This is a genomic window from Acinetobacter sp. TYF_19, from assembly GCF_043105125.1.
GTDB classification, from domain to species: domain Bacteria; phylum Pseudomonadota; class Gammaproteobacteria; order Pseudomonadales; family Moraxellaceae; genus Acinetobacter; species Acinetobacter johnsonii.
Map to the genome: position 1 here is coordinate 19,174 of NZ_JBICLH010000062.1, position 15,707 is coordinate 34,880.

Genomic DNA, 15,707 nt, shown 5'->3' on the forward strand with positions numbered 1-15,707 from the left:
CTTATTTCACCCGTTGACCAGTAATTTCATCGAAAAAGGCTTTGTTATCAGGTTCACGACCCAAAAAGTCTTTGACCAATGCTTTGGCAGGTTTTTGACCGCCTTGGGACAAAATCGTTTGACGATAGTGCTGTCCCACTTCAGGGTTATTTAAGTTATCACCAAAGGCTGAAAGCATGTCCAACGCCATCACTTCTGACCACATATAGCCGTAGTACCCCACTTGATAACCACCCATGATGTGACCAAACTGCCCTGGAAACTCGGTGGTTGGAACATAGCCCAAGGCCGTTGCGACTTCCATTTTTTCCCAAACCTTTAAGGGCTGAACCTCTCGTGCATCACTGCCATGTAGCGCCATGTCATACTGTGCATACAACGTCTGACGAGCATAATGCAAACCGCGCCCATAACTATGCACGGCATTGAGTTTAGTAATCAATGCATCATCCACGCGTGGACAGTCAGGTTTACAGTAATCTGCCACCTTTGACAAAGTCTCTTTACGTCGTGCCCATTCTTCATACATTTGTGACGGTGCTTCGACAAAGTCTCGCTCAACTGAAGTTCCTGACTGAGACGAAAAGCGTGTGTTGGATAAAATGCCATGCAGTGCATGACCAAACTCATGTACAAAAGTTTCTAACTCATCGCTATTTAAACCATTGCGGTTAAAGTTAGTGACCAGTGCTGAAATCGGTTTGCGTCCAGTTAGGCTACTGCCGCCATAAACACCCCACACAGCAGCATGTCCATATTTACCTTTACGTGGAAATTTATCCATATATAAGCCGCCGAGCAGTTGCCCTGTTTTGGCATCGGTCACATCGTAATATTCCACTTCATCTTGCCAAACCTCGACTTTGGCAGGCTTAAACTTGATGCCATACAGGTTTTCAGAAATGGCAAATAGCCAGTCTTGAGAGGCTTGCGTTGGAAAATACTGTCGTAGCTGTTCTTGGTCGACCTGATACTTGGCTTTGCGTAATTTTTCACTCCAATATGCTTCGCTCCAACGCTCAATACTGGCTTGCTCAACAGGGATATTCAAACTTTGCGCTTTAAACTCGCGTAGAGTTTGGACTTCCTTTTTCTCTAGGGGTGCTACGGTAGCATGTACCTCTGCCAAGAATTTATTCACGGTTTCAGGCGTTTTCGCCATCCGGCTTTGCAGTACCCATTCGGCATAACTGGACTTACCAAACAGTTGTGCTAACTCATAACGTAAGTCCATGGCTTGCTTCAGCAGCGCCAGATTTTTCTCGCCACCACGTCGGGTAAATGCAATTTGATAACGCTTACGTGCGTCATCGTTATCTGCCAACTCCATAAAAGGACGATAATCGGGATACTCAAAACCGAGTAAATAATTGCCTTTATCATTTTTCTTTAAGCCATCGATATAACTTTGTGGCAGGCCTTTTAGCTCATCAGGGGTAAATTCGAGTTTTTCAGGATTATCACGGACATTACGCGCATACTCTTGTTCAATTTTTGCCAGTTCATCAAAAATCGCTTTTAAGCGTGCTTGTTTATCTGCTGAAAGCTGTATCCCTGTTTTTTCAAAACCCTCCAAAATATCTTCACGGAACTTGGCTTCAATTGGATCAGCAATTTTTATTTTCTTAATTTGTTGATATAGCTTTGGATTCTGATAAACATCGGTTTGGAATTGGCTAATTTTAATTTCACAGTCTTCAGCCGCTTTACGCAGTGCTTCATCTGGGTCAACATTGCTATACAGACCAATCGGGCCGTAAAAATCTTCAAATGATGCAAAAATACGATCCCATTCAGCCAATACAGGCGCTGCTGCCGTTTCGTTTTTAAGGGGCTTATTTTCAAACGTTTTAAGTTGCTTTTTCACATCAGCAATTTTGGCATTACACATTGCAGGGATGTCTTTGGCTTGAAAGCTGGGTAATGTTTGGCGCTGTGCTGTTTCCGCCAAAGCCATCTGACTCATCCCTAGGCCCAACATGCACAATGCGGTGAATTTAAAATGTTGCTTTTTCATCATGACTCCAGTTTTGTTTAATTTCTATTTCTTCAAATCAATATCGATATACATCCACTCTGCGGGCAGTATGGGATGCTTTTTAAAACCAATTACACGCGGTTGTGCCAAGATATTGCGGTAACGCGCCCCAATCACTTGTACAGGCATATACACCTCTAGCAAACGTGACATTTTGGCGTAGATTACATCGCGCTCTGGACTCGGTATCATCTTTTGGGCTTGTTCATATAGGCGGTCATATTCAGGAATTTTGGCGCAGCCATTGTTAGTAATCTTGATGTTCTTGCCATAAAACAGCTGCATAAAGTTATCTGCATCTGGGTAGTCTGCAATCCATGCCGATGTCTTAAACATGGTTTTACATTGTTTTTCTAATTTCAAAGCCTCAGCAAAAGGCATCGCCTTGGTGGTCATTCTGATTTTGATACTGTCTAAAGTTTTCTTCCAAAACTCGGCCTGTTGTTGACTGCGTAAATTATTGCCCGAAAGCGTCATCTCAATCACCAAAGGTTTCCCATTCGGCTGAGTACGCCAACCATCTGCAGCTACTTTATAGTGATAACGATCTAACAATAAATTTGCCGCTTTGACTGAGTAAGGAATACTGCTTCGATAATTGGGATCATAGCCCACCACACCACTTGGAATCGGTGCTTGCAGTTTTTGCGAATCGCCTTTTTGTAAAATATTGATGTAGTTATCGGCTGAAAATGCCATCGCCATGGCACGGCGCAGGGCGATTTTATCTTTACTCAAACCACCAACGACTGGGTTTTGCATATTCCAATAATGATAGTCAATCGAAGGATCGGTAATCCGTGACAGCTGTACACCTTTCTTAACCAATTCAGGTTTTAACTTTCCATCTTGCAAGGCTTGAACCGTCAGCTCACCATCTAAGGCAAACAAATCCACTTCATCTTTAATAAAGGACAACCAGCGTGATTGCCCCTCTTCCATTACCTGAATATCAATCTCGCCAATTTGCGGCATTTTTTTGCCTTGCATGGCTTTGACGATCTTTTGATCCTCAGGCGTACTGGCCTTAAAGTTCCAAACAAAACTTCGGAAATCAGGGTTGGCCTTTAAAATGATCCGCGAACCCGGCGTCCAACGACTGAGCATATACGGCCCCGTTCCTATTGGATGCCCCATCACAAAACCCGCTTTGTCACGATATTTTTCGATGACTTCCCGTGCAACTGCACCTGCAGGCTGATGCGCAAGCAACATTGGAAAGTTCTGATCAGGGTTGGTCAGGCGAATAACCAAGGTATAACGGTCTGGTGTTTGCAAGCCCGCGACAGATTGGTCGTAATTGAATTTTCCCGTTTTCTGTGCCTGTTTCAGCAAAGCCTCCATCCCTAAGATTCGCCCATCGAGCAGCCAACTGTTGGGTGAACGCAAGCTCGGATCCAGTAAGCGTTTAAAGGTATACACATAATCAGTCGAGGTCAGCTCACGCTTTTTACCTTTAAACACTGGGTCAACAGCAAAATAAATCCCCTTTTGCAAACGAATGGTGTAGGTCAATCCATCCGCACTCACCTCGGGTAAAGCCGCAGCTGTTCGTGGCACCAATTTCGCAGGTGAGGCCAAATAATCATAGGTAAACAAAGTTTCAAAAATCGAACCATTGACATGGGCTGAGTACAAGTCATGCACGCCCGCAGGATCAAAGCCTGTTTCAGCCACAGGAAAAACATAACGTAAAACTTTTTTCGGGTCGGCAGGACTTTGCGCAAAACTGGAAACTGAACTACTCAGCAGAATGCTGCCTGCCAAAATTCCCAAACCCCATCGTTTCAATTTCTGATTTAGATCTCTCATTATGTTCTACATCTCAATTATTTTTTATGGGCTGAATATCCAAATACTGCCAATTGGTGTTCATCATCGGATGTGCTTTAAAACCCTGAACTTGTGGATGTAACAACCAATTTCGAATGCGACTGTTATGAATAATCCATGGATTATCGGCTTCAATTTGACGACTGAGTTTTTCATAAAATGGCAAACGCTGAGGCGGTGGGAGCGCCATTGCTTGTGTATAAAGTGCATCATAGGCTTTGGACTGGTAGCAACTGAGATTACCCTGAGCCGAATTGGGCCCATACAGCAGTTGGGCAAAGTTTTCCCCTTCAGGATAGTCCGCAATCCAAGCCCCGCCCCAAATCATATATTTACATTGCATCGCTGCTTTTAAATTGTCAGCAAAGTTACTCACCACAAAATCGGCACGCAGACCAATCGCATCTAAATTTTTCTTCCACAGTTCAGATTGAATCACCGAACTGGAACTGTTTTCAGTCATAAACTTGAGCGTTAAAGGCTGACCATTCGGTAGTCGACGGTAACCATCTCCCCCCTTTTTATAACCGAAACGATCCAGTAATTTATTCGCCAAGAGCGGGTTATAGGCCACACTACTCCGGTAGTTGGGATTAAAGCCTTGTACCCCCTCAGGCACCAACATCTCCGACTTCACCGCCTGCCCTTTATACAGTTGTTTAATGGCTTCTGCTTGGTTATAAGCCAGACTAATCGCACGTCTTAATGCAACTTTTTCAAGCCCAAAACCGCCCACTGTAGGGTCTTGCATATTAAACATGGTAAAGGTGATTTCAGCATCTTTATTGGGGAAATGTTGAATGCCTTGCTTGACCAGTTCCGGTTTGAGTTGATTACCATTTAAAGCCTGCGGTACTGCATTGGAAGTCAGTTTGTCAAAATCGAGTTGTCCCGATTTGAACGCGAGCCAGCGAGACTGTTCTTCTTCAATAATACTGACGCTGACTTTGCCGATTTGCGGCATTTTTTTGCCTTGCATCTCCTTGACCAGACGGTTGTCCCAACTCGAACCTGTAGATTTAAAATTCCATGTAAAACCACGATATTTCGGGTTGGCCACCAGTTCAATACGACTCCGCGGTACATATTTGCTCAGTTGATAAGGCCCTGTCCCCACTGGATGCTGCGCGATTCGGTCCCCATAAAACTCCACCACTTCCCGCGCTGTTCCGCTAAATGTGGCGTAAGCCAAGATATACGGGAAATTATAGTCAGGACGGGTTAATGTGATTTGTAGTGTGTATTTATCGAGGGCTTTTAAACCCGGAATCGCGGCATCATAATTAAACTGGCCTGTTTTCTTGGCCTGAGCAATAGCAGCATCGCCACCGACAATTTTGCCCTCAATAAATGAATAGGTCGGTGAGCGATTTTTCGGATCCATAATCCGCATCATGGAATAAATATAATCCTGCGCCACCAACTCTCGCGACTTGCCTTTGAAGGCAGTGTCATCGCTAAAATAAATATTGGGCTGAATTTTAAAGGTATAGACTTTGCCCTCTTGTTCTATTTTTGGCATCGACACTGCTGTGTTTGGAACCAATTGAGCGGGGCGTGCCAAATAATCGTATTTTAAAAGCGGTTCAAAAATGGCTTGGGCAATACTGCCACTATAAAAATTATAGGTTTTAACCGTATCAAAACCATCATCAGGCGCTTCATAAGCGATATTTAATACTTTGTTTGGATCTGCAGGCGACTTTGCATAGGCAGAAAAGCCAAAACCCATCGCAAGGGATAAAGCAGCAAGCTTCAGTTTTTTTGAATTCAAGTTCATACCTATACACATCTTTTTTTTAAGCAAGGTGATCTCATGCCATCCATGTTCAATGTCAGTGTTTTATTTTTCAGACAACACTGACAAAAACTTAAAACATAAACCCATGTTTTATAAATTAAATTTTAATTATCAAAATTTAAAAAACGGTCATGGGCAAATATTCACCTCTGCAACAAAGCGAATATCATGCCACGCCTATTTTTTTATCATTCTAATTTAACATTTTGTAAGAAAAATATATGGATATTAATTAGTTATAAATGAGAGGCTCAACTCACATCGGAACATTTTGCCAATTAGTAGCTATTTTTAAACATTCAGTTTAAATAAACTATTGCACAGATTTAATACACCAATGATTCAAATTCGAACACCTAAAGAAATACAAAAAACCAAATAAAATATCTCAAGTATTTATTTATTAAAGATAAAAATTAATATTTCAGTATAATTACTAATAAGATTTTGTATTAAAAATTCAAAAATTCACGACTCATTTTTGATCACTTATTATATGAATAATCATTTTATGATTATTTTTTAATCAATTTATAAGTAATTTTTTGCCATTTTAAATTTTTAAATTCTAGAAAAATGAAAACAAGTTACTCAAATCCATCTAAATAATAAAATAAAACAATATTTTCCAATAACTTAATTCACAGTCTTTTGTCTATCCCTGAAAGTTGGCATTTGCCTTGCACTCCCTCAGCACAGCAATACCGCTAAATATAGAAAAAGAAGGGTTGAATTTACGATGCAAAAAAACAAACTTGTTCGATCTATGGGGACCCCAACCATCAGCAAATCAATACTTAAACTAAGTACCCTGACTTTAAGTATGATGTGTTTGTCTTTAGCTCATGCAGAAGAAACAGAAAGCTCAGTCTCAGCAGAACCAACTAAAAAAGTTGCTAAAGTGACTGTCACTGGCTCCTCTATCAAAGGAGTTGCAGCTCAAAGTTCTTCACCCATTACCGTCATTAAAGTTGAAGAGCTTGCGCAACAAGGCGTCACAACTGCCGAAGAAGCCTTAACCAAAATCAGTGCCAACCAAGCGGGTTACACAACCGCGCAAAACGTGGGGGCAAGTAATACCTCTGGTTCAACAGCCAACTTACGTGGCCTAGGTCCAGACAAAACCTTAGTATTATTAAATGGTCGCCGTTTGGCTTATAGCCCTTTTAGTACCTCTGAAACCAACCTCAATACGATTCCTCTAGCAATGGTTGAACGCATTGAAGTCCTCCGAGATGGTGCATCCGCAGTATATGGCGCAGATGCCATTGCTGGGGTGATTAACTTCATCACCAAAAAACAATATGAAGGTTTCGGTATCAGCAGCGGTGTACTCAAACCCGAAGAAAAAGGGGGGGAAGAATACGATGTCTCTATCTTTGGTGGCTATGGCGACTTAGACGAACAAGGTTTTAACGTATATGGCGCAATCAGCTACCAAAAGTCTAAAGAAATTATGGCCAAAGACCGTAAAGTTAGCCGTCGTGGTGGGCTTTTACCTGAATTAGGGATCGATGCTGGCTCTGCGAATGGTTTTCCTGCTAACTTCTATGACCCAACCAGTGGTGTATTAGCCAACCCTTACGGTAATGCCAACTGTAATAACACTCCTAATGTTGTTGCGGAAGATGGTCTGTGTTTTTTAAACACTCAAGCCTTGATTGGTATTCAACCCGAAACAGAAGACTTATCGGCCCTAGGGCGTGCAACGTTCAAACTCAGTGACCAATTCAACGCCATTGCTGAATATGTATATGCAAAAAATGAAGTCACTACCTCAATCGCACCCGATGTCTATAGCCGATCTGTGACGCTTCCCAAAGGAAGCCAATATTATCCAGGTGAAGGTATTACTCCTGCTGTTCCCGGTTTAAGTGATGACCCTTTACAACTCTATCTCCGCTCACAAGCGGGTAACCGTGTTTCTAAGACAACCAATGAATCACATCGTATTTTTGCAGGGATTGAAGGTGAAGCATATGGCTGGAACATCGACAGCGGCGTGACCTATGCAAAAGGTAAAGCAAAGGACAGTTTCGTTAGTGGCTATTTAAATCGTAGTCAACTGCAAGAAGGGCTAGATAACGGTACCATTAACCCCTTTGGTCCTTCAGCGGATTCAAGTGTTTGGAATTCATTAGAAGTCAGCGGTACGACCAATGATGCGACCTTAGACTCCACCACCTTTGACTTTACGATCAGCCGTCCAATTTTCACCCTTCCTGCGGGTGACGTGGGTTTTGCCTTCGGCGGTAGCTTTACCACGCAAGACTGGGAAGCAAGGGTAAACTCAGACCTTGTTCGACTTGTCCCAGGTAGTGGCATTGACCCTGACAAACCTATCAGTAAGGGTGACCGTGACATTACAGCCGTTTTCTCAGAGCTACAAATTCCGATTACTTCCACTTTAGAAGCGCAACTTGCAGCACGTTATGATGACTACAGTGACTTTGGCGACACCTTCAACCCGAAAGTGGGTTTACGCTGGGAGCCTTTAAAACAATTAATGTTCCGAAGTACTTACAGTACAGGTTTCCGTGCACCAAGCTTATATGAAATTAATGCGCCGCAAAGCCAAACTTACACGGGGGCAAAATACGATGACCCTGTGCTCTGTCCAGGTGGCGTAGCAACTTCACCTCAATATCAAACAGAATGTAATACCCAGTTTAAGCGTATGCAAGGTGGTAACTCTGAGCTTCAACCCGAAGAATCAACCACATTTACAGCAGGCTTTGTTTTTGAGCCCCTTAAGAACCTAGTCTTAGCAGTCGATTACTACAATATCGAAATTGAGAATCTTATTGGCTTAACGGGTGAAACTTCCATTTTCGAAGATCCAACCAAATATGCAGATCGCTTTGTGCGAGATGCAGACGGCCGTATCCAATACATCAATACCACTTTAATGAATACAGGTGGCATCAAAACCGAAGGGATCGACATTAGCTTAGATTACCTCACTCCTATGACATCAACAGGTCGGTTTGGCTTTGGAATTAATGGAACTTATGTCATCAAAAATGACTACCAAGAAGAAAAAGATGGAGACTGGGAGGGTTTAGTGGGCGTTTATGATGACCCTGCTGTACTGCGCTGGAAACATACCGCAAACATCAACTGGAGCTATGAAGACTGGAAATTGGTCTTTGAACAGCAATTTTTCCGAGGTTATCACGACCAAAATGCAACAGGTGAAGAAGGCTTTGATAACCACAAAGTTCCAGACTATACCCTCTACAACATTGCAGGCACCTATAAAGGTTTCAAAAACTTAACCCTAACGGGTGGCATCAAAAACCTATTTGATGAAGAACCTGCTGCATCGAATGTTCTCGATAACTTCCAATACGGCTATGACCCACGTTACAGCGACCCAACAGGACGTACTTTCTACGTAAGAGGTACATATACGTTCTAAGCGGATCTGAGCCACAGATTGAAGTATTCAATCTGTGGTGATGTTTATACATGCTCAACTTTAACCAGATATATATGGATTTTCCCAAGTGCAATCCAATGCTTTTAAAAAGTAGATTTGGCTTAAATTTTAGGAGTAATTATGGGCACTACATTTGAAGATTTAGAAAAAAACTCCGCCAAAAAACTCACAGGTATTGGCGTTGTGATTTTCTTACATGTTCTTGTTGGCTTGGTGCTAATGGCGGGCTTGGCAAAAGATATTGTCAAACCCTCAACCGAACCTGTGGAATTGGTCATTCTGCAAGATATCAAGCCACCTGAGCCTGAACCACCTAAAGAAGTTCCACCAGAGCCACCAAAAATGGTGGAAAAAGTAGCGCAGCAGCCTGACCCTAAACCTGTAGAAAAAGTAGTCCCAGTGCAAAAAACAGTTGCTACACCCGTCACTAAACCGACGATAAGCACGCCGACGCCAGTTGCATCATCGCCTTCTCCAAGCCCATCTCCAACCCCAACACCGACTGCCGCTGCTCCATCACCTGCACCCAAACCCACAGGTGTTACACGTGGAGTATCGGAAGGTGAAGTTGGATGCAAAGCTCCAAGCTATCCACGCGAAGCAGAGATGAGTGGTATTTCAGGCACCGTACTGATTTCGGTCTTTGTCGATACCAATGGTAAGGCGCAAGAAGTCAAAGTGAAACGCTCAACAGGTGACCGTACTTTAGACCGAGCAGCAACGAAAGCGTATAGCTTGTGCACATTTAAACCTGCAATGAAAGATGGCGTAGCTCAAAGCGCTTGGTTCGACATCCCATACGAATTTGTTCTCGAATAATTGAAAAAGATCAGCCGACATTAGGAGTTACACAATGCAAAAATTAAAAAACTTTACCGCAGCAAGCCTACTTGGAATGAGCACATTACTTCCTCTACAAGCTGTTTTTGCAGAAGAAACCGCTGCGCCCACTACAGCACTAACTACACCAGTCACCACGACTGAAAAAGCAGCAACACCTGTTCCCCCACCCTTAGCTGAAAAAGCACCTACTGCTTCAGAAAAAGTACATAACCCTTATGGCTTAGAAGCAATGTGGAAAGAAGGTGATCTGGTGTCTAAAGTGACGCTGTTTATTTTGGTGATTATGTCGATTGGGACATGGTACATCATCATCACCAAGTGCTTACAGCAAGGCAAAATCCGCAAACAAGGCCAACATGCCGATAAAAACTTTTGGGAAGCAACCTCTCTCGATACTGCAACTGAGGGTTTAGATGATGCCAGTGTGTATCGCTTTATTGCTGAAAAAGGCATTAAATCCACAAAAAATCATGGTGGAACATTATTAGAACGGATCGACTTTAATACTTGGGTCACTATCTCGATTCAACGTGCTATCGACAAAATTCACAGCCATTTAAGTGGTGGGCTGGCTTTTCTAGCAACTGTAGGTTCAACCGCACCTTTCGTGGGTTTATTCGGTACCGTTTGGGGAATTTACCATGCGTTAACCGCGATTGGGGTATCGGGTCAAGCATCTATTGATAAAGTCGCAGGCCCTGTGGGTGAAGCCTTAATTATGACTGCAATTGGTTTAGCCGTGGCTGTTCCAGCAGTGCTTGGTTACAACTGGTTAACCCGCCGGAATAAAGCCGTGATGGAAGAAGTCCGTACCTTTGGTTCAGACCTGCATGCGGTGCTGTTAAGTGGTGAAATCAGCACCAACAATCCTGTTAACCGTGACATGAAATAAGAACATGAGGAATCAGCCATGGGAATGACGGTAAATTCAAATGACAGCGATGATGATGTAATCGGAACCATTAATACCACACCATTGGTTGATATTATGTTGGTTTTGCTAATTATTTTTCTCATTACAGTGCCTGTTGCAGTTCATACCGTACCAGTCAATTTGCCTGAAGAAAAGAATGTGCCTTATGAAACCAAACCTGAAAATATTCAACTTGCAGTCAATAAAAATGGCGATATTTTCTGGAATGAAAGTTACATTGCCGATAAAGCAACATTACTCTCTCGTTTACAGACAGAGGCACAAAAGAGACCTCAGCCCGATGTACACATTCGTGGTGACCAACTTACGCCATACGATGCGATTGACCAAGTCATTACCACCACGCAGCAAGCGGGGATTGGCAAAATTGCCTTTGTCACCACACCACCCTCTTCACCTTAATCAAAGAAGGATTCAGCTATGGGTATGAATGTTGGTTCCAACCAAGATGATGAAGATGTGATGCTTGATGTCAACATGACGCCTTTGATTGATGTCATGTTGGTATTACTGATTATGTTCATTATCACGATTCCATTGCCAAACAACGCCATTAATATCAACCTCCCGAATGGCACACCACCACCAGTTCAGGAAAAACCACCTGAAATCGTGGAACTACGCTTAGATGCTCAAGGCAAAATGTTTTGGAATGAACAAGCTGTGGAGTCCAAACAAGCGCTCGAAGCCTTGTTTCGAACCGTTGCTCAAAAAGCAGATCAAGACCAAATTAAACTCAAAGCTGACCGCGCAACGGAATATAAATACATTGCGATGGTCATGGCCGCAGCCCAACGCCTTGATGTGAAAAAAATTGGAGTCGTGAGTAATCAATAAATAAAACCGTCAAAAAAACCGCTGACAGCTTTTGCTGTTAGCGGTTTTTTTATTTTTTTAGGGACTCTGCGAATTACTTCAACACGGGGATGTCCATCCACAAGGCTTGCGGAAAATGTGCTGCCAAATAAGCTTTTAAATAGCTCGCAGTATCTTTAGAAATGAGTTCATCTTGTGACTCATCATTTAAGTTATAGGCTAAAGCATAGAGCTCCAAACCACGACTTTTCAGTGCTTCTAAACTTAAAATGGTATGGTTAATACTGCCCAAACGCCCCGAACTCACCAAAATTACAGGCAGTTGCTTGGCTGCAATATAGTCAATACTGAGCAAATCTGTGGTTAAAGGCACCATCAAACCACCCGCACCTTCTAACAACACCACCTCATATTTTTCAGCCAGCTGCTGAGTAGCACGCTCGATTTTTGCAAAATCAATCTCACGACCATCAATTTTAGTCGCCAAATGTGGCGATGCAGGATAACTAAAAATTTCAGGCATGGTCAGCTTACTGTCATCTTCAGGAAACCAACCCATACCCATAATTTTACGGTGCTGTTCAATGTCTTCAGAAACATCAACATTGCCCGTTTGTACTAGCTTTTGGGTAATGGTTTTTTGGCCTTGCTCATTCCAAAGCTTGGCTAAGTAGCCCGTGGTATAGGTTTTCCCAATGCCTGTATCGATTCCACTGATAAAGTAAACTGATCCAGTCATGGCATTCTCCGTGCAATACAATAAATAGGGTGATAACTCAGGTAATAATGAATCTGACCTGATGTATCGAGTTGTGAAAATTGTTGATAATCTTGATAAAAGCATTCGAGCGAGTGCTTGGTCCAACGAAAGCTCGATGCAGTTGCCGTGACACCTGTGGCTTTTAAATGTTGCAGTACCTGTTTCGGTGTCGCAAAGTCTAAGTACTCAATCTGTTCAGACAAATGCAGAACTTCAAAGCCTTGGTTTTGCAATTTTTCCCGTAGTTGATCGAGGCTGACATAATCTAAACCTTGTCCCGTTAAGGTCTTAATCTCTTGTAAATTTCGCTCCCCAAAAGTGGAAAAACAAAACAACCCTTGTGCAAGCAGACTGTCATTCGCTTTCTGAAAAACAGCATCAAGATCCGTCATCCACTGCAACGCAGAGGTCGATACGATCAGTTCTAAATGAGCTGGAAAAACAAGCTGTTCAATATCGCCCAATAACCAGTCTATATTCGAATAACCCTGAAAGTGCTGCTGCACCTCGGCATATAAGTCATTCAGTAAATAGTGCTGAATTTGGAAATCTTTCAGCAATAAATGGCTTAAATTGCCTGAACCACAACCAATTTCAAACACCCGCTCAAATTGCGTTTTAGTGGTATAACCTTGGATTAAATTAAAAAGCTGGCGTGCAATTTGCTTTTGCACAACCGCATGCTCACTGTAGCTTTGTCCTGCCTGAGCAAAGCGCAATGCGACTTGTGCTTTATCAATCTCTAAATTCTTCACGACTCACTCACAACAACTGAATCAACTGATCTAAATCAGTATGGCGAACTTGAGCGGTCAAGGAAATACGTAGTCTGGAACTATGCTGCGGCACAGTCGGTGGTCGTACAGGCATAATATAAAAACCTGCTTGTTGCAAAGCTTTCGCCTTCTCCACCGTTTTGCTTGAATCACCGATGATCACAGGGACAATTTGCGAAGTTGAAGGACAATCAAAACCTTTGGCCTGAACTGCTTGCTGTAAACGCTGACTGATACTGTGTAAATGCTGACGTGAATTATTTAACTGCAAAACTTGTTGCAAGATAAAGTTACTCCACGCCATGCAGATTGGCGGTTGTGCCGTACTAAAAATCAGTGGGCGCATCGTATTGATGAGATAGTCTCGAATCACAGGATGACAAATCAGATAGCCACCAATTGAAGCCATTGCCTTACCCAAAGCGCCAACCAAAAAGTCGATCTCATCAATCACTTGGTATTGCTCGGCACAGCCCAAGCCTTGCTCACCACGCACACCGATGCCATGTGCTTCGTCGACATAGAGCATGACTTTTTCAAACTGTTTTTTGATGCGGACCAGTTCAGCCAAATCGGTTTCATCACCATCCATACTAAAAATGGACTCGGTCACCACAATGATCCGCTCAAAAGCATCATCGGTATGATACTTTTGTAAAAGTTGGGTTAAATGTGCCAAATCATTATGGCGATAACGTACAAACTTTGCTGTCGATAAACGAATACCATCAATCATGCTGGCATGGATTAATTTATCAGCCAGAATTAGGGTTTTACTGTCAGCTAGCGCAGGTAAAATACCAATATTCATGTGATAGCCGCTGTTGAATACCAAAGCCGCTCGACCATGAAAAGCTTGACTTAGGCTGGCCTCAAACTGTTCATATTCAGGAAAATTACCTGTCAATAAGCGTGAAGAGGCTGAACTCATCCAACGCTGTGTATTCGGTGTTTCATCGAAAAACTGTTCTCGTAATTCTATATTTGCAGCCAATCCTAGATAATCATTCGATGCCAAATTCAACATCTCATGATCATTGATTCGAATCATCCGCCCTTGCTGTACATTGGACGTAAATCGGCGCAAATTGCCCTGCTGTTTAAGGATATCCAACTGCTTTGCAAAATGCTCTACATGCTTCATACAACAGGCTCCTGCATCTGCACCACCACTTCAACCAATTGCTCAAGCAAAGTCTTGAGTTCCTGTGAGGTAATCACATAAGGGGGCATCACATAAACCAGTTTTCCAAAGGGTCGCACCCAAATACCACGGCGGACAAACTCTTGTTGTAAGGTCTTCATATCCACATTAAACGTCAGTTCAACTACACCGATGGCCCCCAGTACACGAACGTCATGGACATATTCAAGTGACTGTAAAGGTGTCAAAGCGGTACGAAGTTGTGTTTCGATGTGTTGAATATTGCTTTGCCAATCTTGTGAAATGAGGAGTTCTGTACTTTTCGCCGCCACCGCACACGCCAAGGGATTGGCCATAAACGTTGGACCATGCATAAATACGCCCGCTTCGCCTCGACTGATGGTTTCAGCAATATGCTTTGTGGTTAAGGTTGCAGACAAGGTCATATAGCCGCCTGTTAAACCTTTACCCATACACATAATGTCAGGTTCGACCTGTGCATGCTCCCAAGCAAAGAGTTTCCCCGTACGCCCAAAACCCGTCGCAATTTCATCAAAAATCAGTAAAACACCATATTTTTCACAGAGCAATTTAGCCTGTCGTAAGTACTCAGGATGATAAAAACGCATCCCGCCTGCACCCTGAACAATCGGCTCAATAATCAGCGCGGCGATACTTTCATGCTGTTTTGCTAAGGTGTTTTCAAGCTCACGAATGTCCTTCTGATCCCATGCTGCATCAAAGGCAACTTGCGGTGCAGGAACAAAAATACGATTGGGTAAACTTGAGCCAAAGATTTGATGCATGCCTGTGACAGGGTCACAGACCGACATCGCATTCCATGTATCACCATGGTAGCCCGAACGCGGAGTGACAAAATTGGTTTTGTCTTGTTTCCCAAGCGACGTCCAATATTGAACTGCCATCTTTAACGCCACTTCAACCGCAACAGAACCCGAGTCTGCATAGAAAATTTTATCTAAACTTGGCGGGGTAATTTGCAACAGTAATTTGCCCAGTTGAATGGCGGGATCATGGCTAAAACCACCAAACATAATATGCGACATGTTTTGCAGTTGATCCGTCACAGCCTGATTCAGTTCAGGATGATTATAGCCATGTATGGTGCACCACCACGAAGACATTCCATCAATCAACTGACGACCATCTTCTAATTCAATGGTTGAACCGAAAGCTTTTTTAACTTTAAAGGTGGGGAGCGGATTGGTCATCGAGGTATAAGGATGCCAAATATGTTCCCGATCAAATGCTAAGTCATCCAACTCAGCATCAAATTTGGCATTGATCTCAGTCATCCTT

At 42.9% G+C, this 15,707-nt stretch carries 12 protein-coding genes; 5 read left to right on the plus strand and 7 right to left on the minus strand.

Translation table 11 applies throughout. The features are described 5' to 3' along the window. Position 1: 1 nt before the first annotated feature. The 3 genes from ACF8FD_RS08585 to ACF8FD_RS08595 are packed head-to-tail and all read right to left on the minus strand — an operon-like array spanning position 2 to position 5,657. Complete coding sequence (locus ACF8FD_RS08585) at positions 2-2,017, minus strand: Zn-dependent oligopeptidase (protein ID WP_279679276.1); 2,016 nt, start codon at positions 2,015-2,017, stop codon at positions 2-4. A 24-nt stretch (positions 2,018-2,041) separates the two neighbouring features. Beyond that, positions 2,042-3,850 (minus strand): ABC transporter substrate-binding protein, encoded by a 1,809-nt coding sequence (locus ACF8FD_RS08590; protein ID WP_279679275.1) that lies wholly within the window; start codon positions 3,848-3,850, stop codon positions 2,042-2,044. Between the two features lie 13 nt (positions 3,851-3,863). Further along, entirely contained in the window at positions 3,864-5,657 is a 1,794-nt protein-coding gene (locus tag ACF8FD_RS08595; protein WP_279679281.1) for an ABC transporter substrate-binding protein, read from the minus strand. Positions 5,658-6,411: 754 nt separating this feature from the next. Between ACF8FD_RS08595 and ACF8FD_RS08600 the strand changes: the two genes are divergently transcribed. From ACF8FD_RS08600 to ACF8FD_RS08620, 5 genes are all read left to right on the plus strand, one after another. Further along, on the plus strand, positions 6,412-9,093 hold the full coding sequence (locus ACF8FD_RS08600) for a TonB-dependent receptor (protein WP_234304585.1): 2,682 nt from the start codon (positions 6,412-6,414) through the stop codon (positions 9,091-9,093). A 141-nt stretch (positions 9,094-9,234) separates the two neighbouring features. After that, a complete protein-coding gene (locus ACF8FD_RS08605) occupies positions 9,235-9,933 on the plus strand; it encodes an energy transducer TonB (RefSeq protein WP_279679197.1) in 699 nt (232 codons plus the stop codon). 34 nt (positions 9,934-9,967) lie between these two features. After that, a complete protein-coding gene (locus ACF8FD_RS08610; protein ID WP_234304584.1) occupies positions 9,968-10,849 on the plus strand; it encodes a MotA/TolQ/ExbB proton channel family protein in 882 nt (293 codons plus the stop codon). A gap of 18 nt (positions 10,850-10,867) precedes the next feature. Beyond that, a complete protein-coding gene (locus ACF8FD_RS08615) occupies positions 10,868-11,293 on the plus strand; it encodes a biopolymer transporter ExbD (RefSeq protein ID WP_234304583.1) in 426 nt (141 codons plus the stop codon). An 18-nt stretch (positions 11,294-11,311) separates the two neighbouring features. Beyond that, positions 11,312-11,728, plus strand: coding sequence for a biopolymer transporter ExbD (locus ACF8FD_RS08620; protein ID WP_234304582.1), 417 nt, complete (start codon positions 11,312-11,314; stop codon positions 11,726-11,728). A gap of 73 nt (positions 11,729-11,801) precedes the next feature. Here the strand turns inward: ACF8FD_RS08620 and bioD are convergent, their stop codons facing one another. The 4 genes from bioD to bioA are packed head-to-tail and all read right to left on the minus strand — an operon-like array spanning position 11,802 to position 15,703. After that, complete coding sequence (bioD, locus tag ACF8FD_RS08625) at positions 11,802-12,446, minus strand: dethiobiotin synthase (protein WP_234304581.1); 645 nt, start codon at positions 12,444-12,446, stop codon at positions 11,802-11,804. Beyond that, positions 12,443-13,222 carry a malonyl-ACP O-methyltransferase BioC gene (bioC, locus tag ACF8FD_RS08630; RefSeq protein WP_279679198.1) on the minus strand — a complete coding sequence of 260 codons (780 nt, stop codon included), beginning with the start codon at positions 13,220-13,222 and terminating at the stop codon, positions 12,443-12,445. The genes bioD and bioC overlap by 4 nt, the downstream gene beginning before the upstream one ends. Positions 13,223-13,229: 7 nt before the next feature. Beyond that, positions 13,230-14,387 carry an 8-amino-7-oxononanoate synthase gene (locus ACF8FD_RS08635; protein WP_279679199.1) on the minus strand — a complete coding sequence of 386 codons (1,158 nt, stop codon included), beginning with the start codon at positions 14,385-14,387 and terminating at the stop codon, positions 13,230-13,232. Beyond that, entirely contained in the window at positions 14,384-15,703 is a 1,320-nt protein-coding gene (bioA, locus tag ACF8FD_RS08640) for an adenosylmethionine--8-amino-7-oxononanoate transaminase (protein WP_279679200.1), read from the minus strand. Before bioA ends, ACF8FD_RS08635 begins: the two co-directional genes overlap by 4 nt. Positions 15,704-15,707: the final 4 nt, after the last annotated feature.

Bases quoted from the DNA above. Each gene is read 5' to 3' on its own strand.
- ACF8FD_RS08585 (WP_279679276.1), bottom strand. From the start codon at position 2,017: ATGAAAAAGCAACATTTTAAATTCACCGCATTGTGCATGTTGGGCCTA.
- ACF8FD_RS08605 (WP_279679197.1), top strand. From the start codon at position 9,235: ATGGGCACTACATTTGAAGATTTAGAAAAAAACTCCGCCAAAAAACTC.
- ACF8FD_RS08600 (WP_234304585.1), top strand. From the start codon at position 6,412: ATGCAAAAAAACAAACTTGTTCGATCTATGGGGACCCCAACCATCAGC.
- bioA (WP_279679200.1), bottom strand. From the start codon at position 15,703: ATGACTGAGATCAATGCCAAATTTGATGCTGAGTTGGATGACTTAGCA.
- ACF8FD_RS08590 (WP_279679275.1), bottom strand. From the start codon at position 3,850: ATGAGAGATCTAAATCAGAAATTGAAACGATGGGGTTTGGGAATTTTG.
- ACF8FD_RS08610 (WP_234304584.1), top strand. From the start codon at position 9,968: ATGCAAAAATTAAAAAACTTTACCGCAGCAAGCCTACTTGGAATGAGC.
- ACF8FD_RS08620 (WP_234304582.1), top strand. From the start codon at position 11,312: ATGGGTATGAATGTTGGTTCCAACCAAGATGATGAAGATGTGATGCTT.
- ACF8FD_RS08615 (WP_234304583.1), top strand. From the start codon at position 10,868: ATGGGAATGACGGTAAATTCAAATGACAGCGATGATGATGTAATCGGA.
- bioD (WP_234304581.1), bottom strand. From the start codon at position 12,446: ATGACTGGATCAGTTTACTTTATCAGTGGAATCGATACAGGCATTGGG.
- ACF8FD_RS08635 (WP_279679199.1), bottom strand. From the start codon at position 14,387: ATGAAGCATGTAGAGCATTTTGCAAAGCAGTTGGATATCCTTAAACAG.